This window comes from Leptospira soteropolitanensis (assembly GCF_026151655.1).
In the GTDB taxonomy this organism is placed as follows: domain Bacteria; phylum Spirochaetota; class Leptospiria; order Leptospirales; family Leptospiraceae; genus Leptospira_A; species Leptospira_A soteropolitanensis.
This window is the reverse complement of sequence record NZ_JAMQPN010000005.1, coordinates 155,162-174,585: the sequence shown is the minus strand read 5'-3', so window position 1 is coordinate 174,585 and position 19,424 is coordinate 155,162. Positions and strand designations below refer to the sequence as shown.

Annotated in this window: 19 protein-coding genes; 12 read left to right on the top strand and 7 right to left on the bottom strand. The window is 38.3% G+C overall.

The annotated features are described in order from the left end of the window. Positions 1 to 32: 32 nt before the first annotated feature. Genes ND811_RS12515 through ND811_RS12500 form a run of 4 tightly spaced genes read right to left on the bottom strand, consistent with a single transcriptional unit; the run spans position 33 to position 3,399 of the window. Positions 33 to 953 carry a TPM domain-containing protein gene (locus ND811_RS12515; RefSeq protein WP_265352296.1) on the bottom strand — a complete coding sequence of 307 codons (921 nt, stop codon included), beginning with the start codon at positions 951 to 953 and terminating at the stop codon, positions 33 to 35. Further along, on the bottom strand, positions 953 to 1,618 hold the full coding sequence (locus ND811_RS12510) for a TPM domain-containing protein (RefSeq protein ID WP_265352297.1): 666 nt from the start codon (positions 1,616 to 1,618) through the stop codon (positions 953 to 955). The genes ND811_RS12515 and ND811_RS12510 overlap by 1 nt, the downstream gene beginning before the upstream one ends. 45 nt (positions 1,619 to 1,663) lie before the next feature. Further along, a complete protein-coding gene (locus ND811_RS12505; RefSeq protein ID WP_265352298.1) occupies positions 1,664 to 2,518 on the bottom strand; it encodes a heme o synthase in 855 nt (284 codons plus the stop codon). After that, positions 2,518 to 3,399 carry a COX15/CtaA family protein gene (locus tag ND811_RS12500; RefSeq protein ID WP_265352299.1) on the bottom strand — a complete coding sequence of 294 codons (882 nt, stop codon included), beginning with the start codon at positions 3,397 to 3,399 and terminating at the stop codon, positions 2,518 to 2,520. The genes ND811_RS12505 and ND811_RS12500 overlap by 1 nt, the downstream gene beginning before the upstream one ends. 295 nt (positions 3,400 to 3,694) lie before the next feature. On the opposite strand from ND811_RS12500, the gene ND811_RS12495 reads away from it, so the two are divergent. The 6 genes from ND811_RS12495 (at position 3,695) to ND811_RS12470 (ending at position 10,506) form a co-directional block, all read left to right on the top strand. Next, entirely contained in the window at positions 3,695 to 4,528 is an 834-nt protein-coding gene (locus tag ND811_RS12495) for an SCO family protein (RefSeq protein ID WP_265352300.1), read from the top strand. Continuing rightward, the gene (coxB, locus tag ND811_RS12490) at positions 4,529 to 5,491 is read left to right on the top strand and encodes a cytochrome c oxidase subunit II (protein ID WP_265352301.1); all 963 of its coding nucleotides are present in this window, start codon (positions 4,529 to 4,531) and stop codon (positions 5,489 to 5,491) included. It abuts the gene before it with no gap. A 9-nt stretch (positions 5,492 to 5,500) separates the two neighbouring features. Next, positions 5,501 to 7,114, top strand: a complete 1,614-nt coding sequence (locus ND811_RS12485; protein ID WP_265352302.1) for a cytochrome c oxidase subunit I — start codon at positions 5,501 to 5,503, stop codon at positions 7,112 to 7,114. Then, entirely contained in the window at positions 7,101 to 7,874 is a 774-nt protein-coding gene (locus tag ND811_RS12480) for a cytochrome c oxidase subunit 3 family protein (protein ID WP_265352303.1), read from the top strand. Before ND811_RS12485 ends, ND811_RS12480 begins: the two co-directional genes overlap by 14 nt. 13 nt (positions 7,875 to 7,887) lie before the next feature. Next, positions 7,888 to 8,484, top strand: coding sequence for a cytochrome C oxidase subunit IV family protein (locus ND811_RS12475; protein WP_265352304.1), 597 nt, complete (start codon positions 7,888 to 7,890; stop codon positions 8,482 to 8,484). Between the two features lie 69 nt (positions 8,485 to 8,553). Further along, complete coding sequence (locus ND811_RS12470; protein ID WP_265352305.1) at positions 8,554 to 10,506, top strand: PP2C family protein-serine/threonine phosphatase; 1,953 nt, start codon at positions 8,554 to 8,556, stop codon at positions 10,504 to 10,506. Positions 10,507 to 10,565: 59 nt separating this feature from the next. On the opposite strand, the gene ND811_RS12465 is transcribed toward ND811_RS12470, so the two are convergent. Continuing rightward, a complete protein-coding gene (locus ND811_RS12465) occupies positions 10,566 to 11,099 on the bottom strand; it encodes a class I SAM-dependent methyltransferase (protein ID WP_265352306.1) in 534 nt (177 codons plus the stop codon). Positions 11,100 to 11,337: 238 nt separating this feature from the next. Between ND811_RS12465 and ND811_RS12460 the strand changes: the two genes are divergently transcribed. The 5 genes from ND811_RS12460 to ND811_RS12440 all read left to right on the top strand — a co-directional run bounded on the left by ND811_RS12460 (position 11,338) and on the right by ND811_RS12440 (position 16,990). Further along, on the top strand, positions 11,338 to 11,949 hold the full coding sequence (locus ND811_RS12460; protein WP_265352307.1) for a hypothetical protein: 612 nt from the start codon (positions 11,338 to 11,340) through the stop codon (positions 11,947 to 11,949). Between the two features lie 84 nt (positions 11,950 to 12,033). Further along, positions 12,034 to 12,615 (top strand): CarD family transcriptional regulator, encoded by a 582-nt coding sequence (locus tag ND811_RS12455; protein ID WP_004785733.1) that lies wholly within the window; start codon positions 12,034 to 12,036, stop codon positions 12,613 to 12,615. A 39-nt stretch (positions 12,616 to 12,654) separates the two neighbouring features. Beyond that, positions 12,655 to 13,692, top strand: coding sequence for a PIN/TRAM domain-containing protein (locus ND811_RS12450; RefSeq protein WP_265352308.1), 1,038 nt, complete (start codon positions 12,655 to 12,657; stop codon positions 13,690 to 13,692). A 24-nt stretch (positions 13,693 to 13,716) separates the two neighbouring features. Beyond that, positions 13,717 to 15,480 (top strand): apolipoprotein N-acyltransferase, encoded by a 1,764-nt coding sequence (gene lnt / locus ND811_RS12445; protein WP_265352309.1) that lies wholly within the window; start codon positions 13,717 to 13,719, stop codon positions 15,478 to 15,480. Then, positions 15,461 to 16,990, top strand: a complete 1,530-nt coding sequence (locus ND811_RS12440) for a hypothetical protein (protein ID WP_265352310.1) — start codon at positions 15,461 to 15,463, stop codon at positions 16,988 to 16,990. Before lnt ends, ND811_RS12440 begins: the two co-directional genes overlap by 20 nt. A gap of 101 nt (positions 16,991 to 17,091) precedes the next feature. On the opposite strand, the gene ND811_RS12435 is transcribed toward ND811_RS12440, so the two are convergent. Both ND811_RS12435 and ND811_RS12430 read right to left on the bottom strand, forming a co-directional pair. Then, the gene (locus ND811_RS12435; protein WP_265352311.1) at positions 17,092 to 17,541 is read right to left on the bottom strand and encodes a hypothetical protein; all 450 of its coding nucleotides are present in this window, start codon (positions 17,539 to 17,541) and stop codon (positions 17,092 to 17,094) included. 83 nt (positions 17,542 to 17,624) lie between these two features. After that, on the bottom strand, positions 17,625 to 18,266 hold the full coding sequence (locus ND811_RS12430; RefSeq protein ID WP_265352312.1) for a flagellar filament outer layer protein FlaA: 642 nt from the start codon (positions 18,264 to 18,266) through the stop codon (positions 17,625 to 17,627). Positions 18,267 to 18,330: 64 nt separating this feature from the next. Here ND811_RS12430 and ompL47 point away from each other — a divergent pair, with 64 nt between their 5' ends. Then, positions 18,331 to 19,404: a multi-beta-barrel domain surface protein OmpL47 gene (gene ompL47, locus ND811_RS12425; RefSeq protein WP_265352313.1), complete on the top strand. Its 1,074-nt coding sequence runs from the start codon at positions 18,331 to 18,333 to the stop codon at positions 19,402 to 19,404. The last annotated feature ends 20 nt before the right edge of the window (positions 19,405 to 19,424 follow it).

Genomic DNA, 19,424 nt, shown 5'->3' with positions numbered 1-19,424 from the left:
TGGAATTTACAATTTATTTGATTGTGGTTGAATTACCAATCTCCAGAAGATCCTCCACCCGCAGAATCTCCGCCGCCACCGGACCAACTGTCTGAACCGGAAGACCAAGAGTCTCCACCACTGGACCAACCTCCACCGCCAAAGTACCCTCCATCTGAACCTCCACCATTTCCGATACCCAGTTTACGTTTTAAAAACATAACGAGTATAAATAACAATACTGCAATCATTAGGCCGAACGTACTACCGAAGATAAAGGTTAAAAGTGGAAATAAAACGAGTAGTCCGATGATAGTAAAAATCATCCCCCCAATCGAAGGCACAATTAAGGAAATGAGAGTAAAAATCCCGCCCACAATTCCAGAGGAAAAAACTTCTTCCTCGGAATTATTACCCGTTGTATCTACATCATCTTCTGAAGGTGCATATTCTCCTCGGATTGTTGCCATAATCGCATTCACTCCTGCTGTGACACCACCATCCATATCTCCTGATTGAAAGCTGGGTTTTAGTTCATTTCGAATGATATGTTTTGCTTGAATGTCAGTGAGTGCTCCTTCAAGACCACGTCCCACAGCAATTCGCATCTTCCTTTCGTTAGGTGCAATAATTAATAGTACTCCATTGTTTTTGGATTTTTGCCCTAACTTCCATTCGTCAAAGATCTCAATGGATACATCTTCAATGGTTTCACCTTGTAAACTTGGGGTTGTGTACACCGCAATTTGGTTGGAAGTTTCGGCTTCGAATTGTTTTAGGTTGGATTCTATTTGGTTTACCGTTGCTTCCGATAAAATTCCGGCATGATCCATCACTCTTCTTTCCAATTTTGGAACGGGATAGGACAAAATTTCTGCTAGGGTAACAAAAAAAATAGATAGGAATAAATACTTTTTCCTTCGATTCAATAGAGATAAGGTTTTTGAATTTTTGAATTTAAAATTGAATTTCATTACATCAATTTCCCACCGTCACGGATTTCGTTAGAGATTTCGTTTTTGTCGTCTTTTTCGATTTGAATATTATATTTTTGGAGAAGTTGTCCGCAAAAAAGAATACTCGAAACGATTCCTTCTTTTTTTTTGTTTGATTTCATACCTTCTACAATCAATCGAACTGCTTCATTCCATTCTGATTTCGGAACTACCCTTGCTATTTCTTTATCTGGTAAAATCCTTACAAAATGTTCAAACAAAGAAATATAAATCAAAATACCTGTTCTGTTTTTCGTCCGAAAAACTTCTTCATCTAAAAAAGCTTCTTTTGCTCTCAAATCAACAAAGTATTGTTTTGCGGCCCTTGAAACTAAGTTGATTCTAATTTTAGGAAATAATGCGACAATGGCTAAGCCGAAAAGGGCACCAATCCAAACAGATAAAACGGCAAAGAAAGATTCTCCACTCCATATAAGGCTGTAGAATTTTTGCGCAGTATAAAATGTAACACCTGAAAGCCCGCCCATTAGGAAGGCACCAAGCCAGGCCCACTCTTTATAATGGTGTGAGGATTCTGCAAAAAAGGGAACAATTTCTGCTGAAGTTTTTGATTCAGCTTCTCCGACAGCAGATTTGATCTCATCTAAGTCGGATTTTGAGAAATAACGTGTTAGTATACTCATGGCCAGTAGAAAAACAGGAAATCCTGACCAGATCAACTAAAAAAACTAGATTTTCGAATCGATGACGATGACCAAACTCACCAAAAATAAATGAAGAATGCTAAAAAAGAAAAATCGTTTTGCAAGAAGTTTATCTCCTGAAAGTTTCAATCGATAAGCAAAAGTCAAAATCAAAACGGTTAGAATCATTGCTGAAATTAAAAATAAATATCCCATTCTTTCATCAGCAAAATAAAATCCAATAACAGATAAAGAATAAGCAATGGCATAAAGAAAGATTTGATTTACTGTCTTTTGAATTCCTGAAACAACAGGCATCATTGGAATTCCTGCATAGGCGTAATCATCTTTTAGGAAGATAGCGAGTGCCCAGAAATGTGCTGGTGTCCAAAGAAAAATCATTAAAAATAATACCCAAGAAGGAACGGGAAGTGTATTTGCCATTGCAGCATATCCAATGAGCGGTCCAATACATCCAGAAATCCCACCGATGACTATGTTTTGTTCTGTTCTTGGCTTTAGCCAAATTGTATATAAAAACACATATAAAAGCAGAGCAGAGAGAGCACAAACGGCCGTTAGGAGATTGATGTAATAAGTTAAAATTCCGAATGCCAAAATGGCTACAAAGATGCCCAAAAAGAGCGCAAAACTTGGAGAGATTTCGCCAGCAGGGATTGGTCTTTGTTTAGTTCTGTACATCACAGCATCTCTTTCTCTTTCAATATACTGATTGAGAATAAAAGAAGCAGAGCTCATTAAGTAAGTTCCAAGAAGAGTAATTGAAATCTCCCAGAGGGAAGGATATCCATTAGTCCCTAGATACATTCCAGGAAGAACTGTCGCAAGAACGAGAACAGTGACTCTAGGTTTTGTGAGTTGGTTCCATAAGCGGAACATTATATAACCTCTTTCCTTGGAGACCTAAAATGGTAAAAGGCAGCAATAAAACAAAACATAAATACCAAAACACCGTTTAGCGTATGTAATCCGGTGATTAGTTTTGGGAGTTGATATAAAACGTTCATAGCACCAAGGAAAATTTGAAAAGAAATCAAATAAGCTGCAATTTTAAGAGATTTTTTGACCAGGTTATCTTTTAAGTAGAGAATCGCATAAGCAGACAACGAAAGTACAGACAAAGCAGCTAAATAACCAAACAATCTATGTTCCATTTGAAATCGGATCGGACCAATCATTTTTGGGAACCATTCTCCGTTACAAGTAGGGAAGTCAGAACAAACGAGACCCGCATAGTGAGAACTCACTTTTCCTCCAAGGAAAAGTTGGTATAAAACAATAATGAGTACAAATAGAAAAAAATACTTACCTGGTCGATTCCATTGGAATTTCGATTCACTTCCTTCGGCGATGAGTAAACGAACCGTCAGACAAGAAGATAATAGTAATACTGCATTGAGTAAGTGTAGGTTAACGGTTGTTGGGTGAAGTAGCTTTGTGACAGTCAAACCGCCTAAAATGACTTGGGAAACAAGAAATACTAGTGACAGCGTTGCTGCCACCCCGAGGTATTTCCTCGTATCTTGGTTTCGTAAAATCCAAAGAAATCCAATCCCCACAAGGATCCCTAAAACCCCAGAATAGTATCTATGACCCACTTCCATAAAAATTTGGAATGTAAATTCTGGTACGAATTTCCCGTGACACAAAGGCCAATCAGGACAGGCGAGCCCAGAATCAGTTGCTCTTACGAGAGGTCCGTAGAGGAGATTGATAAGGATCATAGCGGAAAGGATGGTGTAAAAACGTTTGAGTGTCATACGTCTATCTGTTTCCTCCAGGTTTTGTGACCTGAGTTTAGGGAAAATAAAATTAATCTTGCATCTTTTAAAAATTGTTGGATAAAAAGAGCAGTTTTTCGTATAGACTATATCAGGTAAAATTATGCAAAACACAGACCTTTACAATAAGGGTGGCTATTGGACTTTCCTTGTCACACTCATACTCAACATTCTTTTCTTCGCTTATATTTCCTTTGTTCATCCGGGCACGCCGGACAACCCAGGAATGGAATCCAAAAGCGTTCAGTCCAAATAGGGTAACCACCAAACCTTCGTGAACATTCGATTCTTCTTTTTTCTTTTTCTGTTATTCGGAACTAGCGTGTTTGCGTATGACCCGCATTCCAACTTGACTCGGGAAAATAAACTCCCGAAGGAACTAGAAAATATTGGATTTTCTGATGTCACAGGGAAGTCACTCAATCTCGAGATTCCATTCCGGGATGAATCAGGAAAAACCGTTAAGTTTTCCGATTTTCTCTCGAAAGGGAAACCTGTCCTTCTATCTCCTGTTTACTTCAAATGTCCCACTCTTTGTAATTTCCACCTCAATGGTGTGTTTCAAGGATTAAAAGCACTCGATTGGTCTCTTGGAAAAGAATACCAATACATTGCCGTATCCATTGACCCCAAGGAAAATGAGTCGGTTGCTTTTCCCAAAAAGGGTGCTTATTTGAAGGAATATGGTAGGGAAGGTGCAGAATCTGGCCTACATCTCCTCACTGGCTCACAGGAATCCATTGATGCATTAACCAAACAACTGGACTTTCGGTACGCATGGGATGCAGAAGCAAAACAATACATCCACGCCAGTGGGGTTTATGTTTTGACTCCTGAAGGTAAGGTCTCACGCATCTTTCAAGGAATCCAATTAGAACCGAGAGATTTAAAATTTGCCTTTCTCGAGGCATCTTCTGGTAAGATTGGGAGTTTTGTAGACAAGTTTGCTTTATTTTGCTTTCAATTTGATCCGAGAAAAAATAAATATACGATATACGCATACAGGATGATGCAATTCGGGGGGGCGGTCACCTTACTCCTTCTCGGTGCGTTTTTATACATAAACTGGCGAAAAATAACAAATAACAACCGTCAAGGAGTCACATAGATGTCTTGGAGCAGTCTCATTCCAGCGACCTCGTTCATGCCTATCCAGGCAACTGAAATCGCAAAAGAAGTCGATCTTCTCTATGCGTTTCTGATCATAGCAAGCCTTGTTTCGTTTGTCATCTTGGTTGGTGGAATGACATGGTTCCTCATCAAGTTCAAACGTACAAGTTTAGACCAGAAATCCGCATACATTACTCACAATAATTTTGCAGAATTTCTTTGGTCGTTCATTCCTCTCATCATTATGATGGGGATTTTCTACTGGGGTATGGTCATTTTTGAAAAACTCAGAACCCCTCCAGAGGACATTGCTGCTGAAATCCACGTCACTGCAGAGCAGTGGGCTTGGACTTATCGTTATGCAAACGGAAAAGAATTTTATAGTTCTGCAAATGATCCTATGGTCGTTCCAGCAGGAAAAGCTACAAAACTAATCCTAACTTCAAAAGATGTGATTCATAGTTTCTTTGTGCCAGCATTCCGAACCAAACAAGATGCGGTTCCGGGAAAACTCACTCAGCTATGGTTCGAACCAAAACAACCTGGCGAATACATTGTTTTCTGTACAGAGTATTGCGGAACTAAACACTCTGGTATGATGATTAAAATCAAAGCGATTCCTTCTGAGGAATATGCGGCTTGGTATCATGCTGAGAAAAAAGGTGCAGATAGTCCTGCAGATTTAGGAAAAACTCTTTTTGCTCAAAAAGCTTGTGCCTCTTGCCACTCAATTGACGGATCTAGAATTGTTGGACCTACAATGAAGGGACTTTTTGGTTCTAGTAGAAAGTTTGCTGATGGTAGCCAATCCAAAGCAGATGAAAACTATCTTCGCGAATCCATCCTAGTTTCTTCTGCGAAAATCGTAGAAGGATATCCACCAGCGATGCCAGTGTTCCAAGGCCAACTTTCTGATGAAGATGTTGCCAACTTAATTGAATATATCAAATCCATTAAATAAGGAAGAGAGATGAGTTCAGCACAGACAAAAACCGAACATGGTCACACAGACCATAATTATCTGAACCACGGATCTGGAATCTGGTCTTGGATGACCACTCTAGACCACAAACGTATTGGCCTTATGTACTTTGCAACAGTTGCTACCCTTTTCTTAATCGGTGGTTTCTTTGCTTTGGGAATCCGTCTGCATTTAGCAAAATTTGGTGCAGAGCCACTTTTGGATCCAGACACTTATAACAAGTTTATGACCTTCCACGGTGCCATCATGGTATTTATGGTGATCATTCCTGGAATTCCTGCCTTTCTTGGAAACTTTGTCCTCCCCATCCAATTGGGAGCTAAGGACGTTGCTTTCCCTAGATTGAACTTAGCGTCTTACTACATCTTCATTGCAGGGGCTCTCATTGCAGCTTCCTCTATGATCTTTAACCAAGTAGACACAGGTTGGACATTCTATACTCCATACTCAACTTCAAAGACTTCGAATGGAGTAATTTTGCTTGTTTTGGGTGCTTTTACAATGGGTTTTTCCTCTATCCTTACAGGACTTAACTTCATCGTAACCACTCATAAATTAAGAGCACCTGGAATGACAATGGATCGAATCCCGCTGATGATTTGGGCTTTGTATTCTACTTCCATCATTCAGATCCTTGCAACTCCAATCCTTGCCATCACTCTACTTCTCATTGGAGCAGAAAAAACTCTTGGTGTGGGAATCTTTGATCCAGACTTAGGTGGAGATCCAGTTCTTTTCCAACACTTCTTTTGGTTCTACTCTCACCCTGCGGTGTACATTATGATCCTTCCTGCGATGGGAGTGATTTCTGAGCTCATCACAGCATTCTCCAAAAAAACAATCTTCGGTTATCGTGCGATTGCTTACTCTTCGGTTGCGATTGCAGCAGTATCCTTCCTTGTTTGGGGACACCATATGTTTGTTTCTGGACAATCCACTTTAGCAGGACTTGTATTTTCCATCATCACCATGTTTGTTGGGGTTCCAACAGCGATTAAACTTTTCAACTGGATCTCCACAATGTATCGCGGAACTGTTACCTTCGAAGCGCCAATGCTCTTCGCTCTAGGTTTCATGTTCTTATTCACGATCGGTGGTTTGACAGGGGTTTTCCTTGCCTCGACAGGAATGGATGTTCACTTTCATGACACTTACTTTGTGGTAGCACACTTCCACTATGTAATGGTAGGGGGAACGCTTATGGCACTCATGGGTGGTATTTTCTACTGGTTCCCAAAAATGTTTGGAAAGATGACTTCCGACCTTGGTGGTCGCATTTCTTGGGTTTTAATTTTTACTGGCTTCAACGTAACTTTCTTCCCGCAATTCATCTTAGGTGCAATGGGAATGCCTAGACGTTACTTTGATTACCTTCCTGAATACACTAATCTCAACCAAATCTCTACTGTGGGTTCTTGGCTCATTGGTCTTGGATTTTTGGTGGGTCTTATCACAATCATTCATGGGATTTTGAAAGGAGAAAAAGCTACTGACAATCCTTGGGGTGCAAAAACACTCGAATGGCAAACGTCTTCTCCTCCTCCACACGAAAACTTTACAACTACTCCAACAGTAACTGCAGGGCCATATGACTTCCGTTAGTTCTTCAAGTGAATTTCATCACCAACACCATTTTAAGAGTGCAGATCATCAATATGCCTCTTCCAAACAAGGAATTTGGTTATTCCTTTGCACTGAGATCCTGATGTTTGGTGGCCTCTTCGTAGGTTACCTCATCTATCATTCTCTTTACCCAACTGTTTTCAAAAACGGTTCGGAAACATTGGATTGGAAAATGGGAGCTGTAAACACAGTGGTCCTTCTTGTCAGTTCCTTCACTATGGCTGCGGCAATTAATTACGTGCAACGTGGTTTGCATAAAATTGCTGCCATCATGTTAGCTCTTACGATTGCTTGTGCTGGTGCCTTCATGGTAATTAAATACTTTGAATACAGTCACAAGTTTCATGTAGGAACCGTACCTGGAAAATTTTCCCTTGTGGATCCTTCTTGTGCTGCTGGTGGAAAAAGAGCTGAGTGTGAATCTAAAATTTCCGCTCTTCTTAAAAACCCTGCTGAACTTGAAAAAAACCATGTGAGTGCAGAAGAAGTCACACGTTTGAAAGCAGTGATCTCTCAACCAAAATGGGAAATGTTCTATGGATTTTACTTTGTAATGACTGGTCTTCACGGGGTTCACGTGGTAGCTGGTGCTTTCCTAATCTTCTGGGTTTTCATCAAAACTTTAAGAAGAAAGGTTGGTCCTGAATACTACACTCCTGTGGAAGGTGTGGGTCTTTTCTGGCACGTTGTGGACTTGGTATGGATTTACCTCTTCCCACTTCTTTATTTGGTAGGATAAAAGGTATTATAGAATGGAATACGTAATCAATTACGGACTTTACTTCATTGCGCTTGTGGCGGTTTTCACTCCAATTCTTGGATTTGGAATCTTTGCTCCAGGGATTGCAACCGCTACCATTTTAGGATTTATCGTAAACTGGTTTGGTCAGTTCTTCCAAACTGATCGATTTGCAAAATTTACTGAAGAAAACAAAGATAACAAATTGTTAAAATTTGTATTGGGTGATGAAGATCACAAAGAAGACCATGCTTCTGCTTCCATGTGGGTAGAAGATGGAGAAGAGGAAGAAGAACATGATCACCATGTAATCTCCATTAAAACATATGTATTTGTTCTTTTGGCTCTATTCTTTGGAACCTTTGTTACAGTTTGGGTAGCACAATACGATTTAGGAAAGTGGAACATGATTGTTGCAATGGCTGTAGCAACTTGTAAAGCTTTTTTCGTTTTGGCTTACTTCATGCATTTAAAGTATGATAATATGTTGAACCGTGTTATCTTCCTTTCGGCTTTTGCCTTTTTGGCATTGCTATTTGCTTTCTCTTTCGGAGACATCATTTCACGAATTGCTCCGTCAACAGAGTTCCCAGCAAAACCTTTCTTCTAGAAAAAAAATTTACAAAACTATTTCAAAGAAGCCCGCCCTCGTGCGGGCTTTTTCGTCTAATGAAGAATCGTGTATCAGTATCTTAAGGCGATTTTATCTCTCTTTTTAGATCTAATTCCTGAGCGGAAAATCTATAACGACGATTATATTAAGGAATTAGACAGACACACACGAATCATTCAAATCCCCGGAAGTATCATTGGCGTATTTGGAATGTTAGGTTTTGCATTTGATACTGATGCCAAACTTCATCCCGAATTCCCTGAACTTTTCTATTTCCGTATTGGATATAGTCTCTTTTGTTTTTCCTATATAGTTTTTATCATATATAATCATTTTAAAAATAAATTTTCCTCTTGGGAAGGACTTACCTGGGCGTATTTAACATACGCATATCTATTGTTTACGGCTGCGTATTATACGGGTCGGATCGCAGATGATGCAGCTTATGTTTCTGGATACCAGATGCTCGTGATGATCCTTCCCTTTTTGCCACTCCCAAGAAAAACATTATTCATCTATTATCCTATATCGATTTTGATTTTTTTTATTTCTGTCATTGTTTATAAGCCGGATTTAGACACAGCTTCTGCAAACTATTCAATGCAAAACCTTGCGATTAGTTACGTTCTCGGTATTTTCAGTGGTTTAATTATGGAAAGATATCGGTTCCATTCTTTTTTAAACCACAAAAGAATTATTAATAAAAATGAAGAAGTTACTAAAACTGTAGATGAAATTCAATCCTTAAAGTCACAGCAGGATGGAGATTATTTTCTAACGTCGTTGCTTTTGGAGCCATTGTTAGGTCATGAAACTGACGGCAATGCTTTGCATATAGAAACGATTGTGAATCAATATAAAAAATTCAAATTTAGAAATAAGGAATATCAGTTAGGTGGTGATTATGTATCTGTTTATAATTTGATCTTACAAGGAAAACGATACAAAGCCTTTATTAATGGAGATGCAATGGGTAAGTCGATCCAAGGTGCAGGTGGTGCCATTGTCCTTGGGGCTGTTTATAATTCTATAGTTATTCGTTCGAAAATGGATCCATCTTCTTCGAATAGGTCTCCCGAAAGATGGTTACACGATTGTTATTTGGATCTTCAGAAAATATTTGAAACTTTTGATGGAGCCATGTTGGTCTCGGCGGTTCTCGGACTACTTGAAGAATCAACGGGAACTTTATATTTTATAAATTTGGAACATCCATGGGTTATTTTATATCGAGATGGGAAAGCAAGGTTTATTGAAGATGAAATTCATTATTATAAATTGGGGGTGATGGAAGTTCCAACCAATCGATTCATTTCTGTTTTTCAGATGCAGAAAGGGGATAAAATTATTTGTGGTTCAGACGGAAAGGATGATTTAGTCATATCTGAATCAGGAAGGTATCGTGAAATCAATGAGGATCAAAATCTAATTTTAAATTGCCTTGAAGAATCAGGTGGAGATTTGAATAACGTGATCTCCGTATTGAAAACAAAAGGGAAGTTTTCAGATGATTTAAGTTTGATTTCATTGGAATATAAGCTTGGTCCTTTTTCTAAACCAGGAGTTTACTGGGATGAAGCTAAAAAACTAATCAAACTAAAACAATATAGTAAAGCTTTGGATGTACTTTTGTCATATAATTCCGCCTTAGAAATATCGATTAAGGAATTAAAATATATCACTAGATTATATGAAAAAGAAGGCGTTTTGTTAAAAGCAATGGAATATGCAAGTTTGGCGTTGGAAAATTTTCCATCCGATACAAGATGGATGTTTCATACCTCGGTTTTATACAAACGATTGTATTCAATTCACAAATCAAAATCTTTTTTGGAGGAATCGCAAGAGTTGAGCGAAAGGGTCAGGTTGCGACAGCCCTCAAATATCGGAAACTTGATTCATTTAGCGGACGTTTGTCGGCTTAGCGGAGATAGGGACCGCTTTGTATACATACTCAAACAAATCGAAGCACTAGAACCTAATAACGCAAAATTAGTCGAATTAAAAGAAAAAACTTAAAAAAACTTTCAATAGGTATTAATTTTAAACTTGAGAAGAGTCCTTTGGTATTATACATCCTATTTTATAAATCGAATGATTCGACCTCCAATCTCTAAGTGATTAAAACCAAAGTGATTTCGAATCCATTCGAATGAATCTTTGGTATAAAAAAAAGTATGTGTTTGGTCATTTTTATAATACCATTTTTCGAAATTGATCGAGTCATCGTACGGATGAGTAAGTATATATAGATTTCCGCTTTCGTTTAGTAATTTTATCAATTTTTCAAACTCAAATTTTGGGTTATGAAAGTGTTCGACTACTTCTGTAAGAATAATATAATCATAAGTTTGATATAAATTGTCTACGTGATTATGGAAAAAAGGATCGAAAAGTTTTATTTTGAATCCAGCTTGTTCTAATAGGTATTGGACCACTGGGCCCGGACCTGCACCATAATCTAGACCTTTGTCTGTAACTTTTTGGTTTGTTATAACCTGATCCACAATTGGCTTTAAAAAATTTTGGTAACGAGTGTCTTCTACATCGTTATTGTGTTCTAGATACCTTTTTTTTTCTTCCTGAGCGTTTGGCCAAAATTTTGAATCCATAAAAACAGAAAGGCAATTTTTGCACCTAAGGTAGGAGCGAAACCGATTTGTAAAAAACAGATTTGATTTAGATTCGCAAAGGGGGCAATTCATGATTCTATAATATCACTTTAGAAAGACAGTTAGTGCTTTCAACTACGAACCATCCATTCGTTCTTCATTTGTATTTTATAAAAAACCATTCTATTTTTTTGATTTGTTATCCGACAATTAGAGTAATAGAGATACCGGAACGCCCATGCAAAATATAGATTATTCCAGAAAGCTTAGGTCCGGCCGGCCCTTTGAAGGCGAGGTTCCCTCCTATTCTCCCCAAACACATTCCTATTTAGGAAATACTCAAAAGCCAAAATCAGCATTTATCCTTCTGATTGGTGGGATCTTACTTTTTACTTCAGGGATGGTGGTAGGAATCCAACTCGGACAAAAAGAAACAAAATTTAAAGAAAACTCGGAAACATCATTTTCGAATGTAGGCACTCATAAATTGCCAGCGCCCAAATTGTCTGAATCCAAAGAAGAGGGAGGAAACCAGGAAGAAACAGGTTCACAAGGAACTGATTCTCCTTCTGGGTCTCCGTTTCCAGCCACTTTGAAATTCCCTCCCAAAAATGACCAAATCAACTATATGGTTCAAATTGGGGATTTTACACCGGAAGAAGCGGTAGCTGTCGGAAAACAATTGATTGATGCCAACCCCTCTTTGCGTGGAAGGATTTTCCGTACCTCTACGGGGAAACTTTTTGCAGGGTATTTCTATCGATTGGATGATGCGAAAGAAACTTTAGAAGCAGTGAAGTCGAAACTGCCCACATTGACCGACGCCCAAGTAAAAACCATTCGATTCTGAACTATTTTTCCCAACTTCCTTGACATTCGTCAATTTTCAGGTATACTAAAGGACAAGAGTATTTACGGAAGTTATTATACTTACTTGGCTACAAAAAAACTAAACGAAAAAACTAAAGAGCCTAAATTCAAGGTGGGGGACTACGTTGTATACCCTATTCATGGAGTAGGTGAAGTCACAGAAGTTGCGAAAAAGCTGATTCTGGGGAAGAAAAAGGACTGTTACAGTTTGGAAATTCAAGGTTCCAAAATGAAGGTCTCTATCCCTGTGGATCGGGCAATGGATGTGGGTATCCGGTCGATCATTGATAAAAAAGAGATCAAAAAAGTTCTCACTCTCCTAAAAAAGGATGAGGTCGACACGGAAGAGGACTGGAAGGTCCGTTACCAGAACAATATGAACAAGATCAAATCTGGTTCCATTTTCGAAGTGGCTGATGTTTGCCGTAATCTTTACAGACGTGCCTATGGCAAAGAACTTTCCATTATGGAAAGAAAGCTCTATGAGAGCGCCTATAATTTAGTAAAGATGGAAATTGCATTGAGTAAGGGTGTACCCCAAGAAGAAGCAGGAAACATAGTTTCCGATGTGCTGGCAGCTTCAGTGCAAGGTATGGCTCCACCACCACCTCCAAAAGAATTGGATGATGATCTAGATTTAGAATAGACTTCCGTTTTTGCTCAACTCTTTTACAAGGATTGAGTTATGAAACACTTACTTTCAGCCCTTGGGACGATTCTCGTCTCTTCGGTATCATTTTTCTTCTTATATTCGGAATCGCAAAACCTCGTTTTGGCGGGGACGCTTGCTGGAATCATTTTTCTTTATGCCTTATTCCTCGCGTTAGGTGAAAGAAAGTTATTCCCTGAAATCAAAGCAGATGTAGTACTTTGTGCTAGCATTGGGGCCCTCCTTGGGTTGTCCATAGCCGCTTTCCCTGTCAGTCTTTTAAATGATTACGGATTTAAATCTATTGCCATCTTTGTGGCAGTCCTATTGTTTTTAACAGGAATCAAAACGGGAGTGGCATTTGCAAAAAAACCAGGACTTGCTATTTTTGGCGGTGGAAGTGGGACTCCAGGTTCTAGTTTCCAAATTCCTGGTCTCGAAACTGGCAACACGCAAATTAAAGACAAAATTTTAGACACCTCAGTTGTGATCGATGGTCGTATCTTGGATATTGCTGATACTCACTTCTTAGATGGCCCACTCATTTTACCAAACTTTGTTTTAAGAGAAATCCAACTTATTTCTGATTCTTCTGATCCTATTAAAAGAGCACGCGGGCGCCGTGGGCTTGAGATGTTGAACAAACTCCAAAGAAAAGGATCCATTGAAGTTAAGATCACTTATACAGATTACTCTGATACGAGAGAAGTGGATGCAAAACTTGTCAAATTAGCTCGTGATACGGGAGGCGCTGTTGTTACCAACGACTTTAACTTAAATAAAGTGGCTGAGTTGCAAGGGGTTCGTGTCCTTAACTTAAACAATCTTGCCAATGCATTAAAACCAGTAGTTCTTCCTGGCGAAGAATTCCAAATTTCCGTTATTAAAGAAGGAAAGGATGAAAACCAAGGGATTGGTTACTTAGAAGATGGGACTATGGTGGTGATTGAAAACGGCGGTCACTTAGTTGGAAAAGATGTGCGAGTGGTAGTCACTAGTATCATCCAAACAGCTGCTGGTAAAATGATTTTTACAAAAGTACAAAACGGTAACAATAACTACAACAAATCGTAATTAATTTTTTGTAGTCTAACGGGTATGAAACTGGTACGTTTTTTAATTTCACGGGAAGGGTTCATATCCGTTTTTTGTTATGCGATTACTGCTGTATTTTCCTTTCTTTCTTTTGCTCCTTTAAATTTACCTTTTTTTGTTTGGTTAGCTCCTTTTGGTCTTTTCCTTGTGGAAAAACGAAATCGAGGGGTATGGAAGAAACTCATTTATCATGGGTTTGGTTTTTCTATTCTATTTTATTTTGTTTCCTTCCATTGGATTTATCATATGACCACCGTATTCGGAGGGTTTGATTGGTATTTGGCAGTGCCTATTTTTATTGGTTCTGCGATTTTACTAAATTTTAAATTTCCTGTTTATCTTTTGTTATTTTCCTTTTTAGCAAAACGGGTGGGAAAATTTTTTCCTATTATTGCATCTTTTTCGATATTATTTGCAGAATTTTTTACTCCGCAAGTATTCCCTTGGTATTTTGGAAACGTTGTCGCTGAAAACCAAATTTTGGCACAAAACGCAGAGTATGTGAGCGCGTACGGACTATCCGCATTTCTTTTTTTTATTTCTTATTATTTATTTTTACTTAGAAAACCAAAAACTTTTTATCGTTTCATTACAAGTTTTCTTTCTAAACACAAAGCTTTTCAAAAACAATTTTTGTTTGGTGCAGTTAGTTTTGTTTTGGTTCTCATTTTGTTTTTTGGAAATGGGTATTATTTATTCCAAAAATGGTCGAATGTGAAGCCGATTGCCGAAAGGGATGTATTAATCGTGCAGCCAAATGCCCCTTTGGAATTTCGCGACGGACGTAATCCTGCAGAAGAGATTCGCAACTTGATGAACCGAATCGATGTAATGACTGAGAAGGAATTGAAAGGGACACCTGCGGATTTAGTTGTATTACCTGAATCAGGTGTTCCATTTTTTACAACTCACGATACAGAAGTGACCCGGTTTAGTCGTATTTATTGGCACCAATTCGAATCGTTAATGGCTATCATTAGTTTACGTCATGGGACTAACGTTTTTTATAATGAGTTGGATGCCGATTTAGCAAAGACAGAATCTAATGGCCGTATTTCCAGACGAGATGTTCGTATGTATAATTCTTCGGTGATTATGAATCCGAATGGAGAAAGACGGAATAGTTATCAAAAAGTTTTTTTACTAATCTTTGGCGAATACATGCCTTTTGAATGGATGTATGCACTGTCTGGACAAACGGGGCAATTTGCACCGGGAACTAATCTTAATTTAATTCCCTATTATGAACCAAGAAAGACAGCTTCTACGCAAACAAAGGATCTGCACTTTGAAGATACAGTGACGATGGGTCCTGCTGGGGTTAGGGAGTATTATTCCAAAGACAAAGTGGAAGAAAAACAAATTGGAAGTTTTTTGCCTTTGATTTGTTATGAAGTTATCATTTCTGAATTCGTGAGAAAGTTTGAGGGAGATCCTGATTTCATTGTCAATGTTACCAATGATAAGTGGTATGGGAACTCAGTAGAGTCCTATCAGCACCATACTTTGGGACGGCTTAGGGCTATCGAATTTCGCAAATGGATTGTTAGGTCTACAAATTCAGGAACGTCGGTTTTTACAGATCATCTCGGCCGTAATATCGATAATGATTTTACTCCTATTGAAACGACCGCTGTGATTCGCAAAAAAGTACAAGTGATTCCAGGGGAAATGACATTTTATAGGTTATATGGAAACTTACTTTCTTATTTGTACATGGGAATTGTGGGGTTAGTATTTTTCTTTTATGCGAAAAGGAATCCTTAAAGCCCTCTTTGAAAGTAGATTCTATATTGCTCTCTATATTTCTATTATCTTCCATATAACATTAATTATATATTCATTCAACAATGCAGATTCGCCTTATCACAAAGTCCTTTGTGGTCCGGCCTGGATTTATGGGCAAGAAGAAGGAAAAGAGCTCTCTTTTCAGATGAATTTTGGAAAAATCGGTGGGGAAACTGGAAATGCAGAAACTTCCGATGAGCCAGGTGAAGGAGAGACCGGAGAGGATGGAGAAGGGAATGGATTTTCCAAAGGTAAGTATAAAGGGAGCCAATGGGAAGAATTAGTTAAGGATCTGGAAGGTACATCATCCTTACGGAAACAATTCAAAAATGATTACGACCAGATCAATGAAAACTCTGGAGTGGCGGATTCTTACATCAAAAGAAATCGTGATTATGAAGATATTATCGTTAAAGATGTTTTTCCAACGGTAAAAGGAATCCGTGATCCTTTTCGTGTTGATATAGAAAGCGCAGAAGACAATTTATTTGTTCACAAAGAACGAAACCGGATCATAGAAGAATTTAGAAAAGGAGATGAATCCTCTCCTCCGATTACGATGAGAATTTCTAAAGAAGGGGAAGCAGAACCAAAGTCTCCGCTGACAATGCCTCAAGGAGATCGTATTCGTTATTTAGATAAGACACTCAAACAAAAGAAAGAAAAACAATTAGATGAGTTTATCTCTCGGTTTATGGGATATGATCCTGATAAAGGGGATCTAAGTTTTTTTGTTAGAGATTTATATTACGAAAACTTACAAAGATTAGCCTATCCTTTTAGTAGTGATCCCAGTTACTTTGCTATTGATTACTTTCAAGAAAATCTAAACAAAGAAGATTTCCTTAGACAAATGATGGCAGCACTATCAGAGAACTTAGGAACGAATACCGGCACAGAGATTCTTTTTACTATTGAAAACATTTATGAAATTCAAGGCAGAGCTCTCGAACAATACTTTCAGGCAAAAGAATACTTAAAACTAGCAACCCCTGAACAAAAACAAACTCTTCGTTATGAAACTTTGCGAAGAATGTCCGAAAAATACAAAAAGTTATTAGCAGAAAAGAAACTCTTCGCGCCCAAGGATGTGGAGGAAGCCTATTCCAAAAAGAGAGTTGAAATTTTAGACACGCTGATTGCAAAAACACCGAAAGGATATAGGATCAAAGATGGATACTTTGAAAAAGGAAGGATTCTTTGGGAAGCGGGAAATACACGCAAAGATTCTAAACTTCAAACGGATGCGATCAAAACTTGGAATCGAATTACAAGTTTACCGGCAAATGGTGATTTTCTAAATGAAAAAGCTTTTGAATCGATCCAGCTTTTGTTAAGAGACCTCGGAAATATTTCTAATGCGGAGCAGTTGCCTTTTCAGACAAAAGACCAAATTGAATTTATTTTACGCACAAGACTTAGTGAATCAATGAATCGAAAAAAAGAACGAGAAGATAAATTGCTTTGGCCTAAAATAAAACAGAAATAGGATCATTTAGAAAGTTTGAACTCTTTATATGTTCGCCTAACAGAGAGTTTAGTGTTTTTAGGGGCTTTGTTTTCGCAGGACGACTAATAAGGATAGAGGGATTAGATTTTTATATTTTCCAAACCGTTTTCATGAAACTCTTGGGCCCATTTGTCATGAAAAGGCGTTTCTTTTTCGATCCGTTCTTCGATTGCCATTTGGGAGATGGCTGTTTCTCCGTAATGACGAAGAAAATCTCTATGAGCAAGTCTTTCGATGAGAGCTTGCCAGAATACTTCGTCCTCGTAGTCTTCTAAGATATCTACGAGTCCACTTTCTTCCTCAAATTCCCTGGTCAAATACGGCTCTCCATTGTTTTGGTCAATTTGGACAATGTTACCAAGACCAGCATGGTCCGCTTGAGCAAAAACATGACGTACCACATCGGCAAACCGAGAGTCTGTGTCAGGCTCATCTTCAGAACGATCTTTGGCTTGCAGGGTAGAAATGACCCAGTCGCCCATATACACTAGCTTTAGCAGGGTTTCGTATTGTTCTAGGGACAGTTCCATTTCCATTTAGGATCAGGTTCGGTCATGAGGTTATGAAGAAAAGAGTTTTTTTAACAGAAGGATCCATCCATCGGTCTGAAAATTCAATCTTCAAGAAGGATTTCTTTGTTGCGAAGAGGCCTATATTTATCTCGCACAATGGCAGTTATATCATCGATGGCAATCAGGACCTCTTGGTTCGGGTCATTGTTTTCATAAGGAAGATAGAAAAATCCAAGAATTCTGATAGAGCTTTTTTGAAGAAAAACACGATCATTTTGATCAAAATTTTTTGATATGGATACGGTAATGGTTTTCCAACCTCTATAATTTAGCGAAGTGAGGTTTAATTGTCTTACCTCCGCATCTTGCGATTCTATGATCAGTGTTAGGTTCCCGTTGGATTGTGATGAATAAATGGGAATGGTGATTTCTTTGATAAATGCATTCACTTCGATGGGTTTCGGAAAATACAATGAAAAAGGAAAATTTGCGTCCTTGGGAATCCGAAGCACTAATGCTTGTTTGGAACCCGGAATAGGCGCTGTAAAATTGCTAGAAAGGGAAATTTCAGGAAGTTTTGTACCTTTTTCTAATTTAGTACGCAAGTTTCCTTGGTTGTAATTGGATAATTCAAAGTTTTCGAGGAGTATTTCCCGCCAAATCCCGCTCTCGCCCCAATTCGGAACCATTCCAAATAAGAAAAGAAAAAGTGCGAGTTTCCTTAAGTTTCTTAGCGCAATCATGTTGACAATAATTCCTTAGAAGGGGGATATATATGTTTTATCTGTAAAAAGGAGACTTATACAAATGCAGGCGCACAAATACCTTTTGGCCATACTGACTATTACTTTCGCAGGCCAAATCACAGCACAAGTTGCTGCACCAAAAGCCACTACTTCCACAAAAGACCAGGCAATCACAAAAACAGAATCTACCTCTACTCAAGCCAAAGACGGTGTTGATAAAGTTGAGACAACTGTAAAAGACATCTTGGGTGACAAAAAAGAATCAGGAGCTTCTACTTCTGATGCGTCTGCTCTTTTCATTACTAGCAAAACTTCATTCTCATTAGATGCAAAAGATGAATCATCTACAATTGATTTTATTGAGTGGAAGCCAAAAAATGGCGAATACAGAAAATACACTCAACCGATCCGTCTTGCTGAAGAAGGTCTTACTGAAATTTACTATCGTTCTGTGGATAAAGTAGGAAATGCTGAAACTCCGAAAATCCTTGTGGTTCATGTGGATAATACTGCTCCAAGAGTCAATTTAGTCCCCCAAGAACAATTCTTTGTATTAGATGGCGTTCCTTTCGCTTCCAAAAATAATACTTATACTCTTGTTGCAGAAGACCAACAAACAGGTGTTGAAAAAGTACAATTCAGCATCAACCAAGAAGCTGCAAAAGTATATGCTGATCCAATCAAGTTAGAGAACGGTGGAGCAAATGTAGTTAAGTATTCCGCTACAGATAAATCTGGAAATTCTTCTCCTGAATCTTCCATCATCATTACCGTAGACGATGTAAAACCAACCATTGAAATCGTACCTTCTTTCCCGTTAGTGGATATCAATGGAAAAAACTTCCAAAGAAAAGGAAACGTATTCTACGTAAATGCTACTGATAAAGAATCCGGTATCAAAAAAGTTTTAGTAAAAATTGACGAAGAAGAATACAAACCTTATGTGGAAGCAATTGCCATTGAAACACAAGGTGATCACGTCATTAAAGCTATGGCGGTTGATAATGTTGGAAACCAATCCGATGTCGTGGAAGTAAAGCTCACTGTGGATTTAACTCCTCCAACATCTACGATCCAAAAATCAGCTGAGGAAACAAAAGTAGAAGCTCCACAAGCAACTACCCCTGCTAAGTAATTCTATTAAAAAAAACTAGA